The sequence below is a fragment of the Aeromonas sp. S8(2024) genome (genome assembly GCF_041403085.1).
GTDB lineage: Bacteria > Pseudomonadota > Gammaproteobacteria > Enterobacterales > Aeromonadaceae > Aeromonas > Aeromonas dhakensis.
On the sequence record NZ_JBGLRF010000003.1, the window covers coordinates 162,169 to 181,882 of the forward strand.

A 19,714-nucleotide genomic window follows, 5' to 3' on the forward strand; every position below is an offset into this window, starting at 1 on the left:
TATTATGAGACTTAAATGAAAGTAGATACGATTGAGCAATGCAAATATCATTTTACATCAGGAAAAAACTATCCTATACATATAGGAATAAACTATATATTGAATGTAGATGTAGATGGTGTTAATTACAGCTTGTACATGAGCCTTAAGTCAAACTCAGATAAACTAATTATATGTAGCCCCGGAGCAATTGATGCAACAAAAGTGACTCCACCATTTTATCATCGTTGGAGTTGGGCAAATAAGTTTTCTGAGTCAACTATCGTTATAAGTGATCCAACCTTAGAGACAGGGAAATTCAATATTGGTTGGTTTTTAGGTGTTCAAGAGCAATATGCGATTACCAAAATAGTGAATGTGATTAGCAAAATAGCTTCACAACTCATGATAGCTAGAGAAAATACCATTTTTTATGGATCCTCTGCGGGTGGTTTTTCATCTTTAATTATGTCTGCTTACCTAAAAGGTTCAAAGGCGATTGTACAAAACCCACAGATAGATATAAAGAAGTATCATGGTAACTACTATGCTGAGATCATAAAAAACAATTTCAACAATTTAGACGTCCCACCTGAAAGAACTAATGTAGTTGCACTTTTTGAACAACAAAAGCATATACCAAATGTGTATTACATTCAAAACACATATGACTCACATCACTTTGATTTACATTTTAAAATTTTTATAGAAGGCCTATCTAAAATAAAGAAAAACGTAATGATTAACTCTGAGATAGTATTTGACTTATATTCCAGTAAAACTCAGGGGCATGATGCGGATACATTTGAGGTTGCAATTGAACGCCTTGACTGTGCTTTCAAACATTTCTACAAGTCAAGTTTTCTTCTACTAGAGAAATAGCTTATTGCTGTTTTACTTAAGTTAAGGTGACTTTTTTGGTTAATACTTCAACGGTAATCCCATTTAAAGATACTATTCATAGAGAATGTAAACTATCAGTGAGGGATAGGCTAACAAGATGCATATCCTCTCTGAAAGGTAACAGCATTGGGATTAATGTTGCAACAAGTAGTGACATTGAGCATTTCGATTTAGGTGTAGACTTATCAGTCATTACACTACAACCAACACTTATCTACTCCCCCGGACACGACAGAAACTTAGCAATCAGTCATATTGATTCTAACTATGTATTTTTCATGGATGCTGATTTAATCTGCAATCCAAACCTTGCTGATGAAATTAATTCAAAGGCAAATGAATTATTTGCTGTCAATCATGCTGCCTTTGAGATGTACCCCTGTCTCTATCTAACCAAGGAAGAGACGGAGCGCTTTGACGGGGATTTTCAGGGCTGCCTGGAGTCCTTTCTGCGCGGGGAGAATCATCGAGTGGAGGGAATCGCCCTGGCCAGTAGCTGTCTGCTGATGAACCGCGAGTGGTTTTTGCAGCTGGGGGGCTTTGATGAGCAGTTTGTCGGCCATGGCGGCGAAGATCTCGAACTGATAGACCGCCTCACCCGTCACTACCCCATCGGGCCGAGGCCGGATGACTATGCCCTCAATATCAAGGCCCAGCATCCGGGGGATTATCAGGGCTTTCGGCGCTATTTCAGCTATTATGCGCTGCCCCATCTGTTTGCCGGCCGGTTTCTGGTGCACCAGTGGCATCCGCGCCCCCTGACCCACCCATACCACAAGCGGCGGGCAGGCAATGATCAGCTGCTCGAGCAGATGCTGGCCCGCAGCGAGGCAGAGCGGGGCCCGTTGAAAGGGCCCGTGGTGCCCTGCAACGACCTTGGTGGAGAGCTGCCCGATTTTCGGGAATGGATGATCCACTTGCAGGAGGAGGCGGGCTACCCGGTGCAGGAGTATCCGGGTCTGCTTCGCTGGCAGGATGGCATCAAACCCAAGCGCCCTTTGTGGCGCAAGCTGCGCAAGCTCTACCTCAATCCTCGGGCTTTTTTCAGAGACATGTTCAACCCCAGGTCTCGCTGAACTTTTTTATCTGAGCAATTTGCATGACTCTATGGACACAATCCGGCGGCATTATGGCTCGCAGCGCCCAGATCGGTGCCTGCCTGGACCAGCCCCTGGCTCGCTTCACATCCCCTGATGACCTACAACCGGGTGATGTGCTGATCGGCTGGGGCCAGAAGGCCAATACCCGCCAGATCAAGCAGCAGGCACAGGCTATGGGCCTGCCCTACTGGCAACTGGAAGATGGCTTTATCGGCTATATCGGTCACCCCGCCAAGGGGGGGATGGCGGTGTCGCTGATCGCCGACCCGGTGGGCATCTATTACGATGCCCGCCAACCCAGCCGGCTCGAACAGCTGATCGCCACCCCTTGCGATGCCGATACGCTGGCGCGTGCCGAGCGACTGATCGGCGAACTGGTACGCCTTGGGGTGACCAAGTACAACTGTTATGCCAGCCGCCCCGATATCGCCTCGGCCGCCGGGCCCCGCAGCCCGTCGGTTGCCGAAGTGAAAGGGCTACCGGCAGCACTGGCTCAACGCCTGCTGCAAGACGCCAGGCCCAGAGTCTTGCTGGTCGATCAGGTGGCCGGCGATCTCTCCATCCCCGGCGCACTGGCCAGCGAAGCCGATTTTGTTGCCATGGTGGAAGCGGCGCGTCGCAACCACCCCCATGCCCGTCTGCTGCTGCGTACTCACCCGGATACCCGCTTTGGTAAGAAGAGCGGAGTGCTGGCCAGGCTGAAGCTCAGCGATGTGGAGATAGTGGCCGACCACTGTCACCCCCACGCACTGCTGAGCCTGGTGGATGCCGTCTATACCGTCTCATCCCAGCTCGGCTTTGAGGGCCTGCTGCTGGGCAAGCCGGTCTACTGCTTCGGCATGCCGTTTTATGCCGGCTGGGGGTTGACCCACGACAGCAAGCAGTGTGAGCGTCGCAACCTGCCGGTGTCGCTGCCCCAGCTGGTGGCGGCGGCCTTGATCCACTACCCGCGCTACCTTGACCCCGTGCTCGGCCAGCGCTGCGAAGTGGAAGAGGTGATCGCCATCATCGCCCGCCAGCAAAAGCCCGCTCCCCGTTGGCGCAGGCTCTATCTGGTCGGTTTTTCGCTGTGGAAGCGCGCCTTTATGCAGGCGTTTTGCCATCACCTGGCCGAGGAGCTTCGTTTTGTTCGCAAGCCTCCCAAGCGGCTGACCGGCGATGAGCAGGTGTTGGTCTGGGGTAGCCGCCACCCTGACCTCACCTCTGCCATCCGGGTGGAAGATGGTTTTATCCGCTCTCGCGGGCTGGGCTCCAACCTGTGTCGTCCCTCTTCCCTCTCCATCGATCCGGTGGGGATCTATTTTGACTGCCGCACCCCAAGCGGGCTCGAGCAGCTGCTCAATTACCAGCAACTGACCGAACAGGAGGTCATGCGAGGCCAGGCTCTGCTTGAGCTGCTCAAGCGACACGGCGTCAGCAAATACAATGTGGGCACAGTACAGCCATTCACGCCGCCGGCGGATGGCCGCACGCGGGTGCTGGTGGTAGGTCAGGTCGACGGGGATGCCTCCATCCTGACCGGCAGTCCGACCATTCGCAGCAACGAGCAGTTGCTGTGGGCCGTGCGGGCCGCCAAACCCGAGGCCCATATCATCTACAAACCGCATCCGGATGTGGTGGCAGGCAACCGGGCCGGTGCCATCTCGGCAGCCTGCCTGGCGGAGTGCGTCGACAGCCAGGTACTCGATATCGGCCTCACCAGCCTCTATCCCCATGTGGACGAGCTGCATACCATGACCTCGTTGAGCGGATTCGAGGCGCTGGTGCAAGGGGTCAAGGTCACGACCTGGGGTCAACCCTTCTACAGTGGCTGGGGCCTGACCACGGATGCCCACCCTCCTGCTCGTCGGCAGCGAACCCTGCCTTTGGCCGCACTGGTTTATCTGACCCTGGTGGCCTATCCGCTCTATATCGACTGGCAGACCGGCCTCTGGATAAGTCCGGAGCAGCTGATCCGCCAGCTGGCACAGCAGGGCCACTCATCGGCCCGAAAGGCTGGCCGCTGGCAACGTTGGCAGCTCAAGCTGAGTTACCTGGCCCAGACCCTGTGGCAGCGCCCTTCCCTCCCCCAGCTCATGAGATAAGTCGTACATGAAGATTTTGTTGTTGCAAGGACCGCTGGGCCCCTTCTTTCAGACCCTGAGCCAGGTGCTGAGCGATGCCGGCCATCAGGTGTACAAGATCCATTTCAACGGTGGGGATGAGTGCTGGCCCTGTGTCGGCCATAACGAGCGCTTTACCGGCAAACCGGAGAGCTGGAACACTTTTTTTCGCCGCTTCATCAAGCGCAACGGTATCGACAGCCTGGTCTGCTACGGTGACTGCCGTTATTACCATCTGCAGGCCATTCGCATCTGCAAGCAGAAAAAGATTGCCGTCTGGGCCATGGAAGAGGGGTACCTGCGCCCCGACTACGTGACCTTGGAGCAAGGGGGGGTCAACGCCTTCAGCCCGCTCTATGCCAAGCGTGACAAACTGGCGGAGATGCAATGGCCTGAGCCCTACCAGGCGCCGTTGCAGGTGGGCAAGACCTTTGCCAGACGAGCCTGGTATGCCAGCCGCTACCACATCAACAAGAGCCTGTTTCGCTGGCGCTACCCCCACTTCGTCAATCACAGACCCTGGAGCCTTTACCAGGAGGCCAGCGGCTGGGTTGCCGGCGGCTTGGTGAAGTGGCGCTACCGCTGGGCAGACCGCCGTCTGCTGAAAGCCCTGCCGGCACACAAGGGACATATCTTCTTCGTTCCCCTGCAGGTCACCGAGGACTTCCAGATCCGCGAGCATTCGGATTTGAGCGGTGTCGAGGAGATGGTGGCACAGGTGATGAACTCGTTTGCCGAGCATGCCCGCAGCGAAGATGTGCTGCTGTTCAAGCACCACCCCATGGATCGGGGCTACGTCAGCTACCAGTCCCAAATCAACCGGCTGGTCACCCTGCTCGGGCTGGAAGGGCGGGTGTTTTATGGCTATGACCTGCCGCTGCCGGCACTCTATCCCCTGCTCAAGGGCGTCATTACCATCAACAGCACGGTCGGCCTCTCCGCCCTGCTGCACGATGTGCCGACCTTCTGTATGGGCCGCGCCCTCTACGATCTGCCGGGGCTCACCACCCGCGGCACGCTGGAGAAGTTCTGGCACAAGCAGAGCCCGGTCTGCAACGAGACGTTCGAACGGATGCGCCAATCCCTGTTGCACCTGACCCAGATCAATGCCAGCTTCTATCGGCATCTGGAGATCGGGGCCATGGCCGTGGCACAGAAGATCCAGCAGCACGACAAGCAGCGCATGCCGCTCAAGCAGGGCAAACAGGCCCTCCACGCCCCCGGGCTTATCGGTGCCCTCGGCGTGCTGAGCTCGCTTGGTTTGATGGCAGACGAGATGCTGGCGCCCCTCGGCATGCTGTGATGCTTACCCCTATCTTGACCGACAAAAAAGCCCGCAATTGCGGGCTTTTTTTTATGGGCGTTACACGGTGCGGGGGCGCAGGTGGGCGTGCCAGCGGGCTTCCCACTTCTTGAACAGCCAGACGATGACGAAAGTCAGCAGCATGTAGAGCAGACCGGCGGTCAGGAACGCCTCGAACGGGCTGTAGTAGCGGGAGTTGATGATCCGCGCTGCGCCGGTCAGATCGACGATGGTGATGATGCCCGCCACCGCCGAGCCCTGCAGCATGAAGATCACCTCGTTGCTGTAGGCCGGTAGTGCCCGGCGAAACGAGTTGGGCAAAATGATCCGGGTGAGGGTCTGCCAGCGGGTCATGCCGAAGGCGTTGGCCGCCTCAATCTGCCCCTTGGGCATGTTGAGCACGGCCCCGCGCACGATTTCGGCGGTGTAGGCCCCAGTGTTCAGGGTGAACGCCAGCAGGGCGCAGAACCAGGCTTCGGCAAACAGATCCCAGGCGACGCTGTTTTTCAGCCACTCCCACTGGGCGGCGCCGTAGTAGATGATGAACAGCTGCACCAAGAGCGGGGTGCCGCGAAAAAAGTAGATGTAGGCCCAGATCGGCCCCTTGATCAGCCAGTTGCGACTGTTGCGCAGGATGCCGAGTGGCACCGCCAGCATCAGCCCGAGGATCAGGGAGGCGGCCACCAGCAGTACTGTGGTGTAGAGGCCCTGCCAGTAGGTGGGCCATTCGCTGAGAATGATTGAGAAATCCATGGCTTACCTCGTCTTTATCGCATAGTGACGCTCGGCCCATTTCAGTGCCGAGGTGGAGACCGCAGTGAAGATCAGGAAGATCAGGGCCACCGCCATGTAGAAGGTGAAGGGCAGCTGGGTCGAGCCCGCCGCCAGGGACGCTTTGCGCACCATGTCATCGAGCCCGATGATGGAGACCAGCGCCGTGGTTTTCAGCAAGACCAGCCAGTTGTTGCCAAAGCCCGGCAGGGCGTGGCGCATCATCTGGGGAAACAGGATGCGACGAAACACCTGGGTTGCCCGCATGCCGAAGGCGCGGGCCGCTTCCAGCTCGCCCTTGTCCACCGCCAGGATGGCGCCGCGGAAGGTCTCGGTCATGTAGGCGCCGAAGATGAAACCGATGGTGGCCACCCCGGCCGCAAACGGGCTGATGTCGATGTAATCGGGCAGCAGGGAGACCCACTCCTGGTTGGGGTTGCTCGCCAGCAGGTAGTTGTTGTAGGTCTCGTTGACCCAGGTACAGAGGTTGTTGATGAGCACCTGACCGCCGAAAAACAGCAGCATCATCAGCACCAGATCGGGAATGCCGCGGATGACGGTGGTGTAGGCGGTGGCAAAGCCGCGGGCCCACTTGTAGGGGGAGAGCTTGGCCAGCGCCCCCAGCATGCCGAGCACCAGCGCCAGCAGCAGGGAGGCCAGCGCCACCTCCAGGGTGACCCAGGCCCCCTCCAGCAGGGAGGTTTCGTATCCTTTCAAATCAAACATATGCAGTTCCATCGCAACTAAGCGGGCCCATCACTCCCTGGCGAGAGACGACGGGCCCGATGACTACAGACGAGGGTCAACCTGTCGCTATTGTGCGTGTCACGCCCTGGCTCCTGCCTCTGGCAGCGAGCCTTGGGGGTTACTCGCCGTAGACGTCGAAGTCGAAGTACTTGTCGTTGATCGCCTTGTACTTGCCGTTGGCACGCAGCGCCAGGATGGCGGCATTGAATTTCTCTTTCAGATCCTTGTCGGCCTTGCGCACCGCGATGCCGGCGCCTTCACCAAACCACTTGGGATCGGTCAGTTTCGGGCCCACGAACTCGAACGCATCGCCGCCCTCTTTCTTGAGCAGACCGTCGCTGATGGCGGCAGAGTCGGCCAGCACGTAGTCGACGCGGCCGGATTTCAGGTCGAGATAGGCCTCATCGGCGGTGCCGTAACGCTTGATGGTGGCGTTGGGGAAGTTGTCGGTAATAAAGGTGTCCATGGAGGTGGCACGCTGCACGGCCACTGTCTTGCCATCCATGAAGGCCTTCTCCAGTTTCACCTCGGTGCCTTTCTTGGCGGCGAAGCGGGCCGGAATGTGCTGGTACTTCTGGGTGAAGTCCACCTTCTTCTTGCGCTCTTCGGTGATGTCCATGGTGGCGATGATGGCGTCATATTTGCGCGACAGCAGCGCCGGAATGATGCCGTCCCAGTCCTGCTTGACCAGGGTGCATTTCACCTTCATCTCCTCGCACAGGGCGTTGGCGATGTCGATGTCAAAGCCTTTCACCTCGCCGCTCGGCTCGGTCCAGGAGAAGGGGGGGTAGGCTCCTTCGACACCGATCCGCACCTCTTTCCACTCCTTGGCCATCAGGCTGCCGGAGGACAGGGCAGTAACCATGGCAGTCGCCAGCATCAGCTTGTTCATGTATCTCTCCTTGATAAAGTCATCGACTGTTGCAATTGCAGATTGTTGGGCTCAGCTCCGGCCATCAATAGATGGAGGAGATGAATTGCTTGAACCGTTCGGACTTGGGATGGGCGAAGATCTCCTTGGGATTGCCCTCCTCCTCCACGCGGCCCTGGTGCAAAAACATTACCTTGTTCGACACATCGCGGGCAAACGACATCTCATGGGTCACCACCAGCATGGTGCGCCCCTCTTCGGCCAGCTCGCGCATCAGGCCGAGTACTTCGCCCACCAGCTCGGGGTCGAGCGCCGAGGTGGGTTCATCAAACAGCATCACCTCGGGTTCCACCGCCAGGGCCCGGGCGATGGCCGCCCGCTGCTGCTGACCGCCGGAGAGGTGGCCCGGGTAGTAGTCACGCCGCTCCCACAATCCAACCCGGTTGAGCAGGTGTTCCGCCTTGGCAATGGCCTCGGCGCGGGGCACCTTGAGTACCTGGATCGGCACCTCGATGATGTTCTGCATGATGGTCATGTGCGACCAGAGGTTGAAGCTTTGAAACACCATGGCCAGCCGGCTGCGAATGCGCTCCACCTGCCGCATGTCTTCCGGCAGACGTTCACCGGTGCGGTTGGTTTTCATGCGAATAAGCTCGCCATGGAGGGAAACCGTGCCGGAAGAGGGTGTTTCCAGCAGATTGATACAGCGAAGAAAGGTCGACTTCCCCGAGCCGGAGGAGCCGATAAGGGAGATGACATCCCCCTTGTGGGCGGTCATATCGATGCCCTTGAGCACTTCGTGGGTGCCGAAATACTTGTGCAGATCACGAACTTCCAGTGCGGCAACGTCGCTCATCCATTACAACCTTGTCTGTCCCTAGACGCCGCTGGGGCGTGACTCACGCCATCGCTTATTTAACAAAAAGTTAACCGATGGCAACCTTCAGCGAAAATATCACTCGGATAGTCAAAAAACAATACAGAACCGAGGTCTTTGGTGTTTTGTCTGTATTTTTATTGGCCAAACAGGTATTTTTCAGCACTTTGTCTGCATAAAATGCTAATCATACCGGTTCGACGACACCGCCTTTTTATACCCGCAGCGCACTACTGGCAAGAAAATTCCGCCCATCATGCCATAAGGCAGCCGAAGTGGCTTTATTCACCCGCCCCGCCCTCGCATCCCGTTGAAAAATCGCCGACTCGCGCCGTTTTCGGGTTGCACCAGGGTGGGTAGATGCCCCGAAACGGGGCCTCATTTCATACCAGAAACATAACAAATCGATAAAAAAGTTCCGGATGAGGCAGGCAAACACACAAATATGTGACACAGGGCCAATAAGTGATGATAAGGTGTCATTTTTGTCAGTTTTTGTGATCGAGGCCCCGATGTTGCTCAATGTGTTGCTGATCCTGCTGCCGCTGGTGATCGGCTATCTGGTACCCCTCTCCTCCGCCCGCTTGATCAAGCTGGTCAATCAATCGCTGGGCAAGATGGTCTATCTCATCTTGTTTCTGATGGGGCTGGGGCTCGCCTACGTGGAGAACCTGGGCAGCAACCTGGCGGTGATCTTCAAGGTGGCTGGCGTCATGCTCGCCGCCATTACCCTGTGCAACCTGCTGGCCCTCTGGTGGCTGGATCGGCGCTCCCCTCCTACGCATGAAGCCAGCGACGGCCAGATGCCGAGCAAGCTGCACCTGTTGTGGGAGTCGCTGCAGCTCTGCTTCGTGGTGCTGGGCGGCGTCTTGCTGGGGCTGCTGGTGGACCTGCGCGCCCTGCCCATCGACAAGTGGAGCGAGTGGGCCCTGATGTTGCTGCTGTTTCTCATCGGGGTACAGATGCGCAACTCCGGCATGCGGCTGCGCCAGATCCTGCTCAACCCCTGGGGCATGAAGATCGCCGCCACCGTCATCGTCAGCAGCTGGCTCGGCAGCCTGCTGGCCGCCCAGTTGCTCGGCATGCCGCTGGCCCACGGCCTGGCCCTCAGCTCCAGCTTCGGCTGGTATTCGCTCTCCGGCATCCTGGTGGCCGACAAGCTGGGGCCGGTGCTGGGCTCCGCCGCCTTTATCAACGATCTGGGGCGCGAGCTCATCGCCATCCTGATCATTCCAGTGCTGATGCGCCGCCACCCCTCCGCCGCCATCGGTTATGGCGGCGCCACGGCCCTCGACTTCACCCTGCCGGTGATCCAGAAATCCGGCGGCATCCAGGTGGTACCGGTGGCCATCGTCTCCGGCTTTATCCTGAGCCTGCTCGGCCCCATCCTGATCCTGGGCTTCCTGGCCATCTGATCTCGACCCGCTGACTGGCCCACGGTCAACAACAACAAGCCCGGCACTGCTGCCGGGCTTGTTGTTTAAAAGAGGGGTGGCCTGACATCACGGATTCCCCATCAACTCCGATATTCAGCTGCGCCAGCGGCCGCCGCTCATCACCCGCTCGATGGTGAGCGTGTCGGGGTCGATCAGCAGCAGATCCGCATCCTGCCCCACCGCCAGCGTGCCCTTGGCCGCCAACCCCAACGCCCTGGCCGGATTGGCTGTCACCACTGCCAGCGCCACCTCCAGTGCGATCCCCTTGCTGCAGCTCTCCACCAGCCCCTGCCATAAGCTGCCTATCTGGCCGCAGCGCAGCTCGATGAGACGCCCCTCACCATCGAAGCGCGGCAGGCTGGCGTTGGCGTCCGAACTGAAGCTGATACGCTCGGCAGGCACCCCGGCCGCCAGCAGCGCCACCAGGGCGTCGGCCGCCAGCAACTCACCATCGTCCAGCAGGTCCGGGAAGCTCGAGGTGGTGAGATCGACCCAGCCGCCGGCCCGGCCCCACTCGATGGCCTCGGCAAACAGCCAGGGATTGCGGTTGCAGTGGGTGGGGTAGAGCTGGCGCAGCGGGATGTCGGTGCCATCGCGCAAAGCCCGCAGCGGTGCCAGCGCCCCACGCCCGTCCCCCAGATGAAAGAAGCTCACCCCGCTCTTGCCCGCGAGTAGCCCGGCCACCCGCGCCTCGCTCACCAGCCGTGCCAGCTCGTCGTGGGTCGGCGCGCTGGATCTGTGATCGCTGATGGCCACCTCCCCCACCCCCAGCACCTCAGGGATGAGCATGATGTCGGACTCCACCGTGCCGGTGAGGGTCTTGACCGGCAGATGGTAGGAGCCGGTATACATGAAGGCGCTCACCCCGGCAGCGCGAAACTCGCGCACCTTGCCGAGCACCTGGGCCGGGCTGCGGGTCAGGCTGTCGGTGCCAAGCGCCGCCACCAGGGTAGTGACCCCGGCGCTCAGCGCCTCCCTTGCCGAGAGCTCCGGGGTACGAAAACCAAAGCCCCCCTCGCCACCACCGCCGGTGATGTGGGCCAGCGGATCCACCAGTCCGGGCACCAGATAGCGGCCGCGAGCGTCCACCCGCGTCAGCGGCCAGTCGGCGGGGACAGACAATCCCTGCCCGAGCCAGGCGATGCGGCCATCTGCCACCAACAGATCCTGGCGGCCAAGCGGGGTAGGGCCATAGAGTTCGGCCCCTTCGATCAGGGTCAACATGCGGCATGCTCCTCGTGATGTTGATGTGCGCCTTAAAGCGGCAGCCATGCTGCACTCTACCCAGCCGACGGTCAGGGAGGGAAGCACTTCCTCACGGCCAGGCGGCCGTTTTCATAGGCAAGGGCCGCCGGATCCGCTAGGCTCAGCGGCAATCTCTTTGGCTGGTTCCCCCTCCATGAACTATCTGGCTCACCTGCATCTGGCAGCCCATACCCACAGCTCCCTCACCGGCAACCTGCTGGGGGATTTCGTCAAGGGCGCCCTGCCCACCGGCCTCGCCGCACCGTTTGACGAGGGGATCTGGCTGCACCGCAAGATAGACGCCTTCACCGACGGCCACCCCGAACACAGGGCGGCGGTGGCCTGCTTCGAGGCCCCCTGGCGCCGCTTTGGCGGCATCCTGGTGGACATGCTCTACGATCACTGGCTCAGCCTGCACTGGCCGCAGTTTCATGACGAAGCCCTGTCCCGCTTCCTGCAGCAGAGTTACGGGCGCCTGCTGGCGGATGCCCCCCAGCTGCCGGAGGGTCTGCCCCTACCCCTCAAGCGGATGGCAGAGCAGGACTGGATCGCCTCCTATCAGCGCAAAGAGGGGCTGGCGCAGGCCCTCAACGGCATAGGTCGCCGGCTGCGCCGCCCGCAGCCTCTGGGAGAAGCGCTCACGACCCTGGACGCGACCCGCTGGCAGCAGTGCGAAGAGGGCTTTCTGCGCTTCTATCCTCAGCTGATGCAGTTCAGCGTGCAGCAGCTGGTCCACTATCGTGGCGGGGATGAACGGCCGCAGCCATGAGTTCCCCGCGAAATGACGGCAAACACACTCTCTTTCGCTCCCCGTACTTCACGGGAGCATAACTCCGGTTGAGCTGGGGTAAGGAATATTTGCTTGGCAATGACCCTTGATGGAAAATATTTCATTCATTGAATATATATTTTCATATATCGAACTGGCTGTAAAAAATCAACGCCAATGAAGGCTCCACATAAATGGTGCCACAACAGTTCTGACTGATATTATTTTCATATAAAAACGCCTGTCGAATGCCACTGCTATTATCCATGACCTCCAGAATAATAAAAAGTCATTGACTAGCCAGCATTAATTATTACCCTCACGGTAATGGATATGCTTCATTTAAAATCCGCTGACATATTCATTGCGAGAATAACATTCTCGATATCTGTCAATTGTAAGATTTTACAATAGCGATTAAAACCTGGAGAATTATGATAATAGAGATCAGGCATTCAACATTATGGATGGCCGTCAGTGCCATGCTTCCATTGATGGCGCATGCAGCCACCCCGCTGGATATAGATGCTCGCTGGAAACAGGAAGCCGTCATTACCCACCCGGATCATGCGCGCTACCCAAATACGGCAGCGGCAATTCAACAACAGCGCAAAAATATTTTCGACTGGCGCACCCAACACCTGCAAGTTGGCATGTCTTCGATAAGCGGAGAAGATGAGCTGATGACCAGCCCATTCTATATCTGCGAAATAGAATCGCTCTACAATATTCCGGGTGGCGCAGCCATCACCTCGGATATCATGGGCCCGGGTAATCAGCTTCCTCCCGCCACAAGCTGCACTAGGCGGGTAGCCAGATCCATCGCAGACAAAATACCCGACATGGACCCAAATAGCGGTTGGGAGCTCCTCAAATTCAATCTTGGCTACAAGATGCAGCATTATGCCAATGCGAAGTCCGTCTGGTCTGCCGATGGGGATGATGCATTTTCAACCAATCAATATCCCTACCTCATTCTCTACAACCGGATGACGGCAAAACTGCGGGTGATGGGATATTTCCCCGGTTACACCATAGGCACCGGCGTTGCGGTGACGCTCTCCACCACTGGCAAATCCAAGCTCTTTGACAGCAACCAGAGCGCGGATGCCCGATTCTACTCCAGCAGCAAGACCGGCTTTGGCGCCATCAATAACGCGCAGGATGGTGGCTGGGGGGTGACCGACTTCCAGGTGAATCTGGATCCCTGTTCCGCCGGTTCAGATGAGATTGACTTGAACATCAAGATCAGTCCAAAAGCGATCGCCAATGTTGAACTGTATGGGCATGCCACCGGTATCTCGCAGAATATCACCGACGAGGGTATCGGCGATCCGGCGGCCTATCTGATGGATGTCTCAGGTAGCTTGAGCGACAACCTGGAACAGGCCGGCAATTATACCGTCAGCAATCTCTCCGACCTGCAGAATGTCTTCGGCGGCATCAACGACTCCGCCACCTCCAATGCCGTGGCCAGCGATGCCCTGGGTGCCGCAGGCGACTTTCTGGGCGGCATGATGGAGCTGGCCCCGGGGGGAAGCAGTGTAACGGCAGGCTTCAAGGCACTGGCCGGCACCCTGTCTGGCGTGGGAGCCATCTTCGGAACACAGGCGGCGGCCGTGCCCGGCTACAGCCCAATCATTCCACAAATCTCCTTCTCGGAGGTGTATTTGCGGGGTGAAACGACCTCCTCAGATCCTGGCATCACGGTCAAACTGAAAATGCCGGGCAGTTTGTCCACCGCCTGGCAAGATTTTGGCGAAAATGGTGCCAGTGATACCTCGTTCCCGCTCTATGATGAGCCCATGGGCTTGTTCACCCTGTTGACCACCCCGAAGGTCCGTGTCGACAAGACCTATAGCGATCGCTCCAGCTCCCAGGGATACAAGCTGGTCACCACCTTCATCCCCTCCAACGTCGTGCTGGCAAGCAATGCCAAGTCGGGCTTGACCATGAGTGGCTGGAACACGACCGAGAATACCGGCGTCAATCTCACCGGGAGGTTGAAGATCAAATATCTGGTCAGTGCTGATGTCACCCCGCAGTTCACCAACCTTCACGATATAGACGGCAATAATGACAGCTTCTCCTATGCCGCTATGTCTACCAATGGCAGCAGTTCCAAGCTGTATACGGTAGTCACCGATGACGTGCCCTTGATGTATTTGTACGACCGCTTGAACAGCAAGCGCCCGAGCATTTCATTCAAGGGGGGAAAAGGGGTTGTGGATAGCATCTCCCTGATCGTCACGGCTAAGAATAATTCCGCCACCCTCCATGACAATATCTTGAATAAAGACATTGCCATGGTGAATAAAACGGACGCCGAGGGGAAATTCGTTCCCTATTATTTGACCATGAAAGAGTATCCCGCCACCTTGAGTTATACCAAGGACACGCTGGATCCGGATAGCGATGCCAAGCGCCTGATAAATTCAGGACAACTGGGCAATGTGACGCTGACTCCCAAGCAAGGTCTTGATATTCGTCTCGGTGCACCATCAAGTCAGGTCACCATAAAGAACTATTGCGCGGCAGAAGGGGAATATAACAAGCCCCATGAGGTCAGAAGCGATGGCACCTATGCCATCTATGCCGATGAAGACATGGCCTATTATACCTATGATCCCAAACAAGTCAGTCAGTCTCAAAACAACTACCTGACTCTCGGCGCCGATGGTGCTTATAATCCTGCCATGACCTGGGGATTTCTCTCATTCAACCTGGGTGAATACGTCGCCAAATATGGCAACAGAAAACCGAGCTCGGTTTCATTGAGAATTGAACAGAACGATCCCGGCACCGTATATATTTCCAGTTACTGGAGTTACTACTTCTTCAGCGCCAACGCCTCAACCTGGGCGATGCGACAAAACAGCTGGAAAGAGTACCGGCCCAAGTTCAGCGACCAAATCACCTACTCCAGTGAACAGGTGGCCTGGGTTGATGTCACTGACTTGTTCAATGCCGCCCTGGACAGGGCAAAAACGGGGAGTGGCGATACCTATGAACAGCCAAGATTGAGCTTCACGCTCGATCCCGGTTATGCCAGTTTCTACGATAAATATGTCTATACCTCGGAGGCAACCCCGGCCAAAGCGCCCCAGCTGACCATTCATTTCTAAGCGAACGGCAAGCGTAGCCAAGGCCCCTCAGTCCATAAAAAAGTCCCTGCCAAAGCAGGGACTTTTCATTTGGATGCGCGCTCTGCATTGTGGTCGCAGCGACAACCCCAATCCGTTCTTCCCCCGTCAACCAGGGTGCAAAGTCAGCGGTCGGCATCCTTTTTCTTGCGAATGCTCAGCCCCAGCTCGCGGCCGCGCAGGCGGGCATAGTAGATGGTGCCGACGAAGGCGAGCACGGTAAACAGCAGTTCCACCACCGCCAGCCACCGCTCCCCCTCATCCGTGGTGATCAGGGTCAGGGCGTGCAGGAAGTAGGGCATCAGCACGAAGTTGCCCCAGGCGTGGGTGTAGGGGTTGCCCTGCACTATCCCCTTGAGCGGGAACAGCAACGGCACCGTCCAGATCACCGGCAACAGCCAGGGGTTGAGGTCCGGGTGGGGCGAGAGCCAGAGGTGCCACAGCAGCACCCAGCCCAGCAGGCCGAAAAAGCCGACCAGGGTCAGCAGGCGGGCGAAGCGGGTGCTCACTTGAGGATCTCCAGCACCTGCTCGGGGGGGCGGCCGATGCGGGCCTGGCCGTTCTTGATGACGATGGGGCGCTCGATGAGCTTGGGATTCTGGTGCATGGCGCGAATGAGGGCGTCACCGCTCACCTCGCCAAGCCCCAGCTCCTTGTAGAGATCTTCCTTGGTGCGCATCAGCTGGCGCGGATCACTGAATCCCAGCTGACTCAGCAGGGTGCGGATCTCTTCCTCGCTCGGGGCCTGCTCCAGATAGAGCACCACAGCCGGAGCGATCCCGTGCTGTTCCAGCAAGGCCAGGGTTTCACGGCTCTTGGAGCAGCGCGGATTGTGGTAGATTTGGGTCTCGCTCATGATAACTCCCTGATTAATCGCAAGATGGGACAAGAAACGGCGCTATTGTAGGGGAAACTGATGGTCAGGGTAAGCGCGAGAGTGCAGGAATTGAAACGAATTTGTTGGCTGATTGTGGCCGGCCTGCTGACGGCCTGCAGCCCGGCGCCCCAGTTCACCGACAGCCAGCACCTGCCGGTGGCCCTGGCCGACTTTGCCGGCAAGCGGCTGTTGGTCAACTACTTCGCCCCCTGGTGTGCCCCCTGCCTGCGGGAGCTGCCGCTGCTGGAGGCGCTGGCGCGGGAGGGAGAGATCGCCGTGGTGATGGTCAACTATGACCCGACCACACCGGCCGAGCTTCGCAAACTGGCCGGGCAGTACCACATCAGGGTGCCGCTGCTCATCCCCCGACAGGAGGCGAGCCTCCCCTTCCCTCGCCCCGCCGGGCTACCCACCAGCTATCTGCTCGATGGCAAAGGAAACCTCCTGCAGAGCCTGGTGGGGGAGCTCACCCCATCGCGGGTCGAGGCCCTCAGGGCCTCAGTCAAGCCGGCTGGCCACTGAGCCTGACCCCTTGCCGCCGGCCGCTCTGTTTCCCCACCCTTCCCCCCGTTGTTGCCCATCGGCAACCTGCATCAACGACAAGGGCGCCCCCTGGTGCGCCCTTGTCGTGCGTGAGAGCCGCTGGCCCGTCAGCCCTTGAGGCTGTCGAGATCCTTCTTGGCCCGCTCCAGCTCGGTGATCCGTGCCTCAAGCCTTGCCAGGGTCAACTTGTCGTTGGTGGTGCCGCGCGCCACGATCAGCTCGTCGATGGCCGCCTGGTAGTCACCGCGCAGGGAGAGCATCTCGGCCCGTGCCATGTGCAGCTCGGTCATCCTGCCCGCCTTGCGATAAGCATCGGAGAGCAGGCTCCAGGCCAGGTTGTTCTCTTCGTGCTCGCGGGCATAGGGGTCGAGAATGGCGATGGACTTCTTGTAGTTGCCCCCTTCCAGGTAGGCGTTGCCGAGGTTCACCACCACCACTTCGTTGTCCGGCATGCGGGTGCGGAACTTCTCGAGCCGGGCGATGGCCTGGGCGCTGCGCCCCTTGGCCAGATCGATGTCGGTGAGGGCGTCCACCACGAACAGATCTTCCGGGTGGCGAGTCGCCAGCTCCTGCATCAGGGCGTCGGCCTCGTCGGTGCGCTTGAGCTGCAGCAGCGCCAGCGCCTTGCCGTAGATGGCCGCATCCTTGAGCGGGTAGTCCCCCTTCTGCAACCGGTTGTCGAAATAGGTGAGCAGGGCCTGCGGGCTCTCGGTGCCAAAACGCACCTGAATGCGCACCTTGGCCAGCCAGAAGTCGAGGCTGGGTGGCAGATTGCGACGGCCATAACTGCCCGCCCGGGCGCGCGCCTCGCTGATCCGGGTCTCCGGCAGCGGGTGAGTCAGCAGCATCTCAGGGGGCTTGCTGGCGTAGCGATACTCGGCCGCCAGCTTCTGGAAGAAGTTGGCCATGCCCATGGGATCGAAGCCGGCATCGTAGAGGGTCTTCATGCCGATCCGGTCCGCTTCGTATTCGTTGTCACGGGTGTAGTTGATGGCCGACTGCATGGAGAGACCCAGCGTGGTCTGCAGCGCGGCGATCCCTGCGGTGGGGTTGATCACCGCCAGCGCAATGGAGCCCACCAGGCCGGCCAGGGTCATGGCGGAGCTGCTCGCCTGCGCCTCCATATAGCGGGCGATGTGGCGCTGGGTCACGTGGGTGATTTCGTGGGCCAGTACCGAGGCGAGCTCGCTCTCGCTGTCGGCATAGAGAAACAGGCCGGTGTGCACCTTGACCCGCCCGCCGAGGAAGGCGGCCGCGTTGATGCTGGGGTCGTTGATGAGGAAGAAGGTGAACGGGAAACGCACCCCGTCGGCGTTGGAGAGCAGCCGCTGGCCCAGATCGTCGATGTACTGGCTCAACACGGGATCATCTATGATCGGCAAACCGGCCCGGGCAAAGCGCATGAAGGCGTTGCCGTAGCGCACCTCCTGCTCGATGGGCAGGGCGGCCACCCCGGCGGTGCCGATGTCGGGAAGCTGGTTGCTGGCCTGGGCATGGAAAGTGGCGCCCATCAGGGAAGCCAGCAGGGGAAGCGATGCCATCAGGGGGGAAAAGCGTGCCACGTTATCTCTATCTCCAATCAGACCCTACCGGGACACCGGCAGAATACCCTTGCCCATCAAGGGCTACAAGCGTTGTTTCGCGCTCTCATCACGGCCATAATAGCCGCCATCACGCGCGATGGAGCCTCCATGGAATACCTCGACCTGACCCCCTGGCGTTGCCCCGAGCCGCTGATCCGGCTCAAGCTCTGGCTGCGGGAGGCCAAAACCGGTCAAGCCCTCGCCATCCGGCTGGCCGATGCCGGCTCCCGGCAGGACATTCCCGCCTATCTGCAGCGCCAGGGTCACCCCTTCACCTTGCAGGAAGCGCCGGACAATACCCTCTCTTTGCAGTTGGTGGTCGGGGCCAGGCACCACAGCCAGCCCCAGTAACGTAAAGGATGTCGCCATGTTAGAAGTCATCAAGCGCTGGTATCAGACCCGCTTCTCCGATCCCGATGCCGTCACCCTGTTTCTGCTGCTGGCGGCCTGTTTCGCCGTGCTCTGGCTGTTTGGCGATCTGCTGGCGCCATTGTTGGTCGCACTGGTGATGGCCTATCTGCTGGAGTGGCCGGTAAGCCGGCTGCAGCGGGCCGGGCTCTCCCGCACCCTGGCCACCAGCCTCATCCTGCTGCTGTTCATCGCCCTCACCGCCATGGTGTTTCTCGGCCTCATCCCGACCCTGGCAAGCCAGGGGCTGAACCTGGCCAAGGAGTCCCCGGCCATGCTCTCCCATGCCCAGGACTATGTGCGCACCCTGCCGGAACAGTACCCCGAGCTAGTCGATGTCAGCCTGGTGGAGACCGTCATCGACAACATGCGCCAGCGTATCCTGAGCGGGGGCGAGCAGCTGGTGACCGCCTCCCTCGGCTCCCTCATCAACGTGGTGGCCATCCTCATCTACGCCATCCTGGTGCCCTTGATGGTGTTCTTCATGCTCAAGGACAAAGAGATATTGATGGGGGGGCTGCGCCGCTTCCTGCCGCGCAACCGCACCCTGGTCAACCGGGTCTGGGTGGAGATGAACGAGCAGATCCTCAACTACATCCGTGGCAAGGTGATCGAGATCCTCATCATCGGGGTCGCGACCTATATCCCATTCGCCCTGATGGGGCTGCGCTACTCGGCGCTGTTGGCGGTAGCGGTGGGCTTCTCGGTGCTGATCCCCTACATAGGCGCCGCCGCGGTGACGGTGCCGGTGGCCATGGTGGCCCTGTTCCAGTGGGGGCTGACCCCCGAGTTCACCTGGCTGATGGTGGCCTATCTGGTGATCCAGGCACTCGACGGCAATCTGCTGGTACCTCTGCTCTTCTCCGAGGCGGTCAACCTGCATCCGGTGGCCATCATCGTTGCCGTGCTGGTGTTTGGCGGTCTGTGGGGCTTCTGGGGGGTCTTCTTTGCCATTCCCCTCGCCACCCTGGTCAAGGCAGTGCTCAATGCCTGGCCCAAGCGCGAAGAGCTGCCCGCCGTGCCCAAATAATGCGATAGTCGTGCCTGGCCATCGATG

The 19,714-nt window shown here is 58.9% G+C and carries 18 protein-coding genes; 10 read left to right on the top strand and 8 right to left on the bottom strand.

The window, feature by feature from the left end:
- Window positions 1-15 precede the first annotated feature (15 nt).
- From ACB031_RS09600 to ACB031_RS09615, 4 genes are all read left to right on the top strand, one after another.
- On the top strand, window positions 16-861 hold the full coding sequence (locus ACB031_RS09600; RefSeq protein WP_323963111.1) for a hypothetical protein: 846 nt from the start codon (window positions 16-18) through the stop codon (window positions 859-861).
- 98 nt (window positions 862-959) lie between these two features.
- Entirely contained in the window at window positions 960-1,958 is a 999-nt protein-coding gene (locus tag ACB031_RS09605; RefSeq protein ID WP_371139676.1) for a galactosyltransferase-related protein, read from the top strand.
- A gap of 53 nt (window positions 1,959-2,011) precedes the next feature.
- On the top strand, window positions 2,012-4,066 hold the full coding sequence (locus ACB031_RS09610) for a capsular polysaccharide biosynthesis protein (protein ID WP_371139677.1): 2,055 nt from the start codon (window positions 2,012-2,014) through the stop codon (window positions 4,064-4,066).
- A 7-nt stretch (window positions 4,067-4,073) separates the two neighbouring features.
- Window positions 4,074-5,387, top strand: a complete 1,314-nt coding sequence (locus tag ACB031_RS09615) for a capsule biosynthesis protein (protein ID WP_201892130.1) — start codon at window positions 4,074-4,076, stop codon at window positions 5,385-5,387.
- A 60-nt stretch (window positions 5,388-5,447) separates the two neighbouring features.
- Here the strand turns inward: ACB031_RS09615 and ACB031_RS09620 are convergent, their stop codons facing one another.
- The 4 genes from ACB031_RS09620 to ACB031_RS09635 form a co-directional block, all read right to left on the bottom strand.
- Window positions 5,448-6,140, bottom strand: coding sequence for an ABC transporter permease (locus ACB031_RS09620; protein ID WP_005299639.1), 693 nt, complete (start codon window positions 6,138-6,140; stop codon window positions 5,448-5,450).
- A gap of 3 nt (window positions 6,141-6,143) precedes the next feature.
- Window positions 6,144-6,884, bottom strand: a complete 741-nt coding sequence (locus ACB031_RS09625; RefSeq protein ID WP_005299635.1) for an ABC transporter permease — start codon at window positions 6,882-6,884, stop codon at window positions 6,144-6,146.
- Between the two features lie 139 nt (window positions 6,885-7,023).
- Window positions 7,024-7,797: an ABC transporter substrate-binding protein gene (locus tag ACB031_RS09630; RefSeq protein ID WP_017765964.1), complete on the bottom strand. Its 774-nt coding sequence runs from the start codon at window positions 7,795-7,797 to the stop codon at window positions 7,024-7,026.
- Window positions 7,798-7,861: 64 nt separating this feature from the next.
- A complete protein-coding gene (locus ACB031_RS09635; RefSeq protein WP_005299631.1) occupies window positions 7,862-8,632 on the bottom strand; it encodes an ABC transporter ATP-binding protein in 771 nt (256 codons plus the stop codon).
- A 533-nt stretch (window positions 8,633-9,165) separates the two neighbouring features.
- Between ACB031_RS09635 and ACB031_RS09640 the strand changes: the two genes are divergently transcribed.
- Complete coding sequence (locus tag ACB031_RS09640) at window positions 9,166-10,068, top strand: lysine exporter LysO family protein (RefSeq protein ID WP_010634358.1); 903 nt, start codon at window positions 9,166-9,168, stop codon at window positions 10,066-10,068.
- Between the two features lie 114 nt (window positions 10,069-10,182).
- Here the strand turns inward: ACB031_RS09640 and iadA are convergent, their stop codons facing one another.
- Window positions 10,183-11,313, bottom strand: a complete 1,131-nt coding sequence (iadA, locus tag ACB031_RS09645) for a beta-aspartyl-peptidase (RefSeq protein ID WP_010634359.1) — start codon at window positions 11,311-11,313, stop codon at window positions 10,183-10,185.
- 175 nt (window positions 11,314-11,488) lie between these two features.
- Here iadA and ACB031_RS09650 point away from each other — a divergent pair, with 175 nt between their 5' ends.
- Together ACB031_RS09650 and ACB031_RS09655 are read left to right on the top strand one after the other, a co-directional pair.
- A complete protein-coding gene (locus ACB031_RS09650) occupies window positions 11,489-12,103 on the top strand; it encodes an ACP phosphodiesterase (protein ID WP_025201868.1) in 615 nt (204 codons plus the stop codon).
- Between the two features lie 842 nt (window positions 12,104-12,945).
- On the top strand, window positions 12,946-15,228 hold the full coding sequence (locus ACB031_RS09655; RefSeq protein ID WP_025201869.1) for a hypothetical protein: 2,283 nt from the start codon (window positions 12,946-12,948) through the stop codon (window positions 15,226-15,228).
- A gap of 143 nt (window positions 15,229-15,371) precedes the next feature.
- Here the strand turns inward: ACB031_RS09655 and ACB031_RS09660 are convergent, their stop codons facing one another.
- Both ACB031_RS09660 and arsC read right to left on the bottom strand, forming a co-directional pair.
- Entirely contained in the window at window positions 15,372-15,755 is a 384-nt protein-coding gene (locus tag ACB031_RS09660; protein WP_010634362.1) for a DUF2069 domain-containing protein, read from the bottom strand.
- The gene (gene arsC / locus ACB031_RS09665) at window positions 15,752-16,102 is read right to left on the bottom strand and encodes an arsenate reductase (glutaredoxin) (RefSeq protein ID WP_010634363.1); all 351 of its coding nucleotides are present in this window, start codon (window positions 16,100-16,102) and stop codon (window positions 15,752-15,754) included. Before arsC ends, ACB031_RS09660 begins: the two co-directional genes overlap by 4 nt.
- A gap of 60 nt (window positions 16,103-16,162) precedes the next feature.
- Here arsC and ACB031_RS09670 point away from each other — a divergent pair, with 60 nt between their 5' ends.
- The gene (locus tag ACB031_RS09670; RefSeq protein ID WP_025201870.1) at window positions 16,163-16,645 is read left to right on the top strand and encodes a TlpA disulfide reductase family protein; all 483 of its coding nucleotides are present in this window, start codon (window positions 16,163-16,165) and stop codon (window positions 16,643-16,645) included.
- Between the two features lie 128 nt (window positions 16,646-16,773).
- Here ACB031_RS09670 and ACB031_RS09675 read toward each other — a convergent pair whose 3' ends face one another.
- A complete protein-coding gene (locus ACB031_RS09675; protein WP_010634365.1) occupies window positions 16,774-18,228 on the bottom strand; it encodes a M48 family metalloprotease in 1,455 nt (484 codons plus the stop codon).
- Window positions 18,229-18,357: 129 nt separating this feature from the next.
- On the opposite strand from ACB031_RS09675, the gene ACB031_RS09680 reads away from it, so the two are divergent.
- Together ACB031_RS09680 and ACB031_RS09685 are read left to right on the top strand one after the other, a co-directional pair.
- Window positions 18,358-18,600 carry a sulfurtransferase TusA family protein gene (locus ACB031_RS09680; RefSeq protein WP_010634366.1) on the top strand — a complete coding sequence of 81 codons (243 nt, stop codon included), beginning with the start codon at window positions 18,358-18,360 and terminating at the stop codon, window positions 18,598-18,600.
- A gap of 16 nt (window positions 18,601-18,616) precedes the next feature.
- Window positions 18,617-19,687 carry an AI-2E family transporter gene (locus ACB031_RS09685; protein WP_371139450.1) on the top strand — a complete coding sequence of 357 codons (1,071 nt, stop codon included), beginning with the start codon at window positions 18,617-18,619 and terminating at the stop codon, window positions 19,685-19,687.
- Window positions 19,688-19,714: the final 27 nt, after the last annotated feature.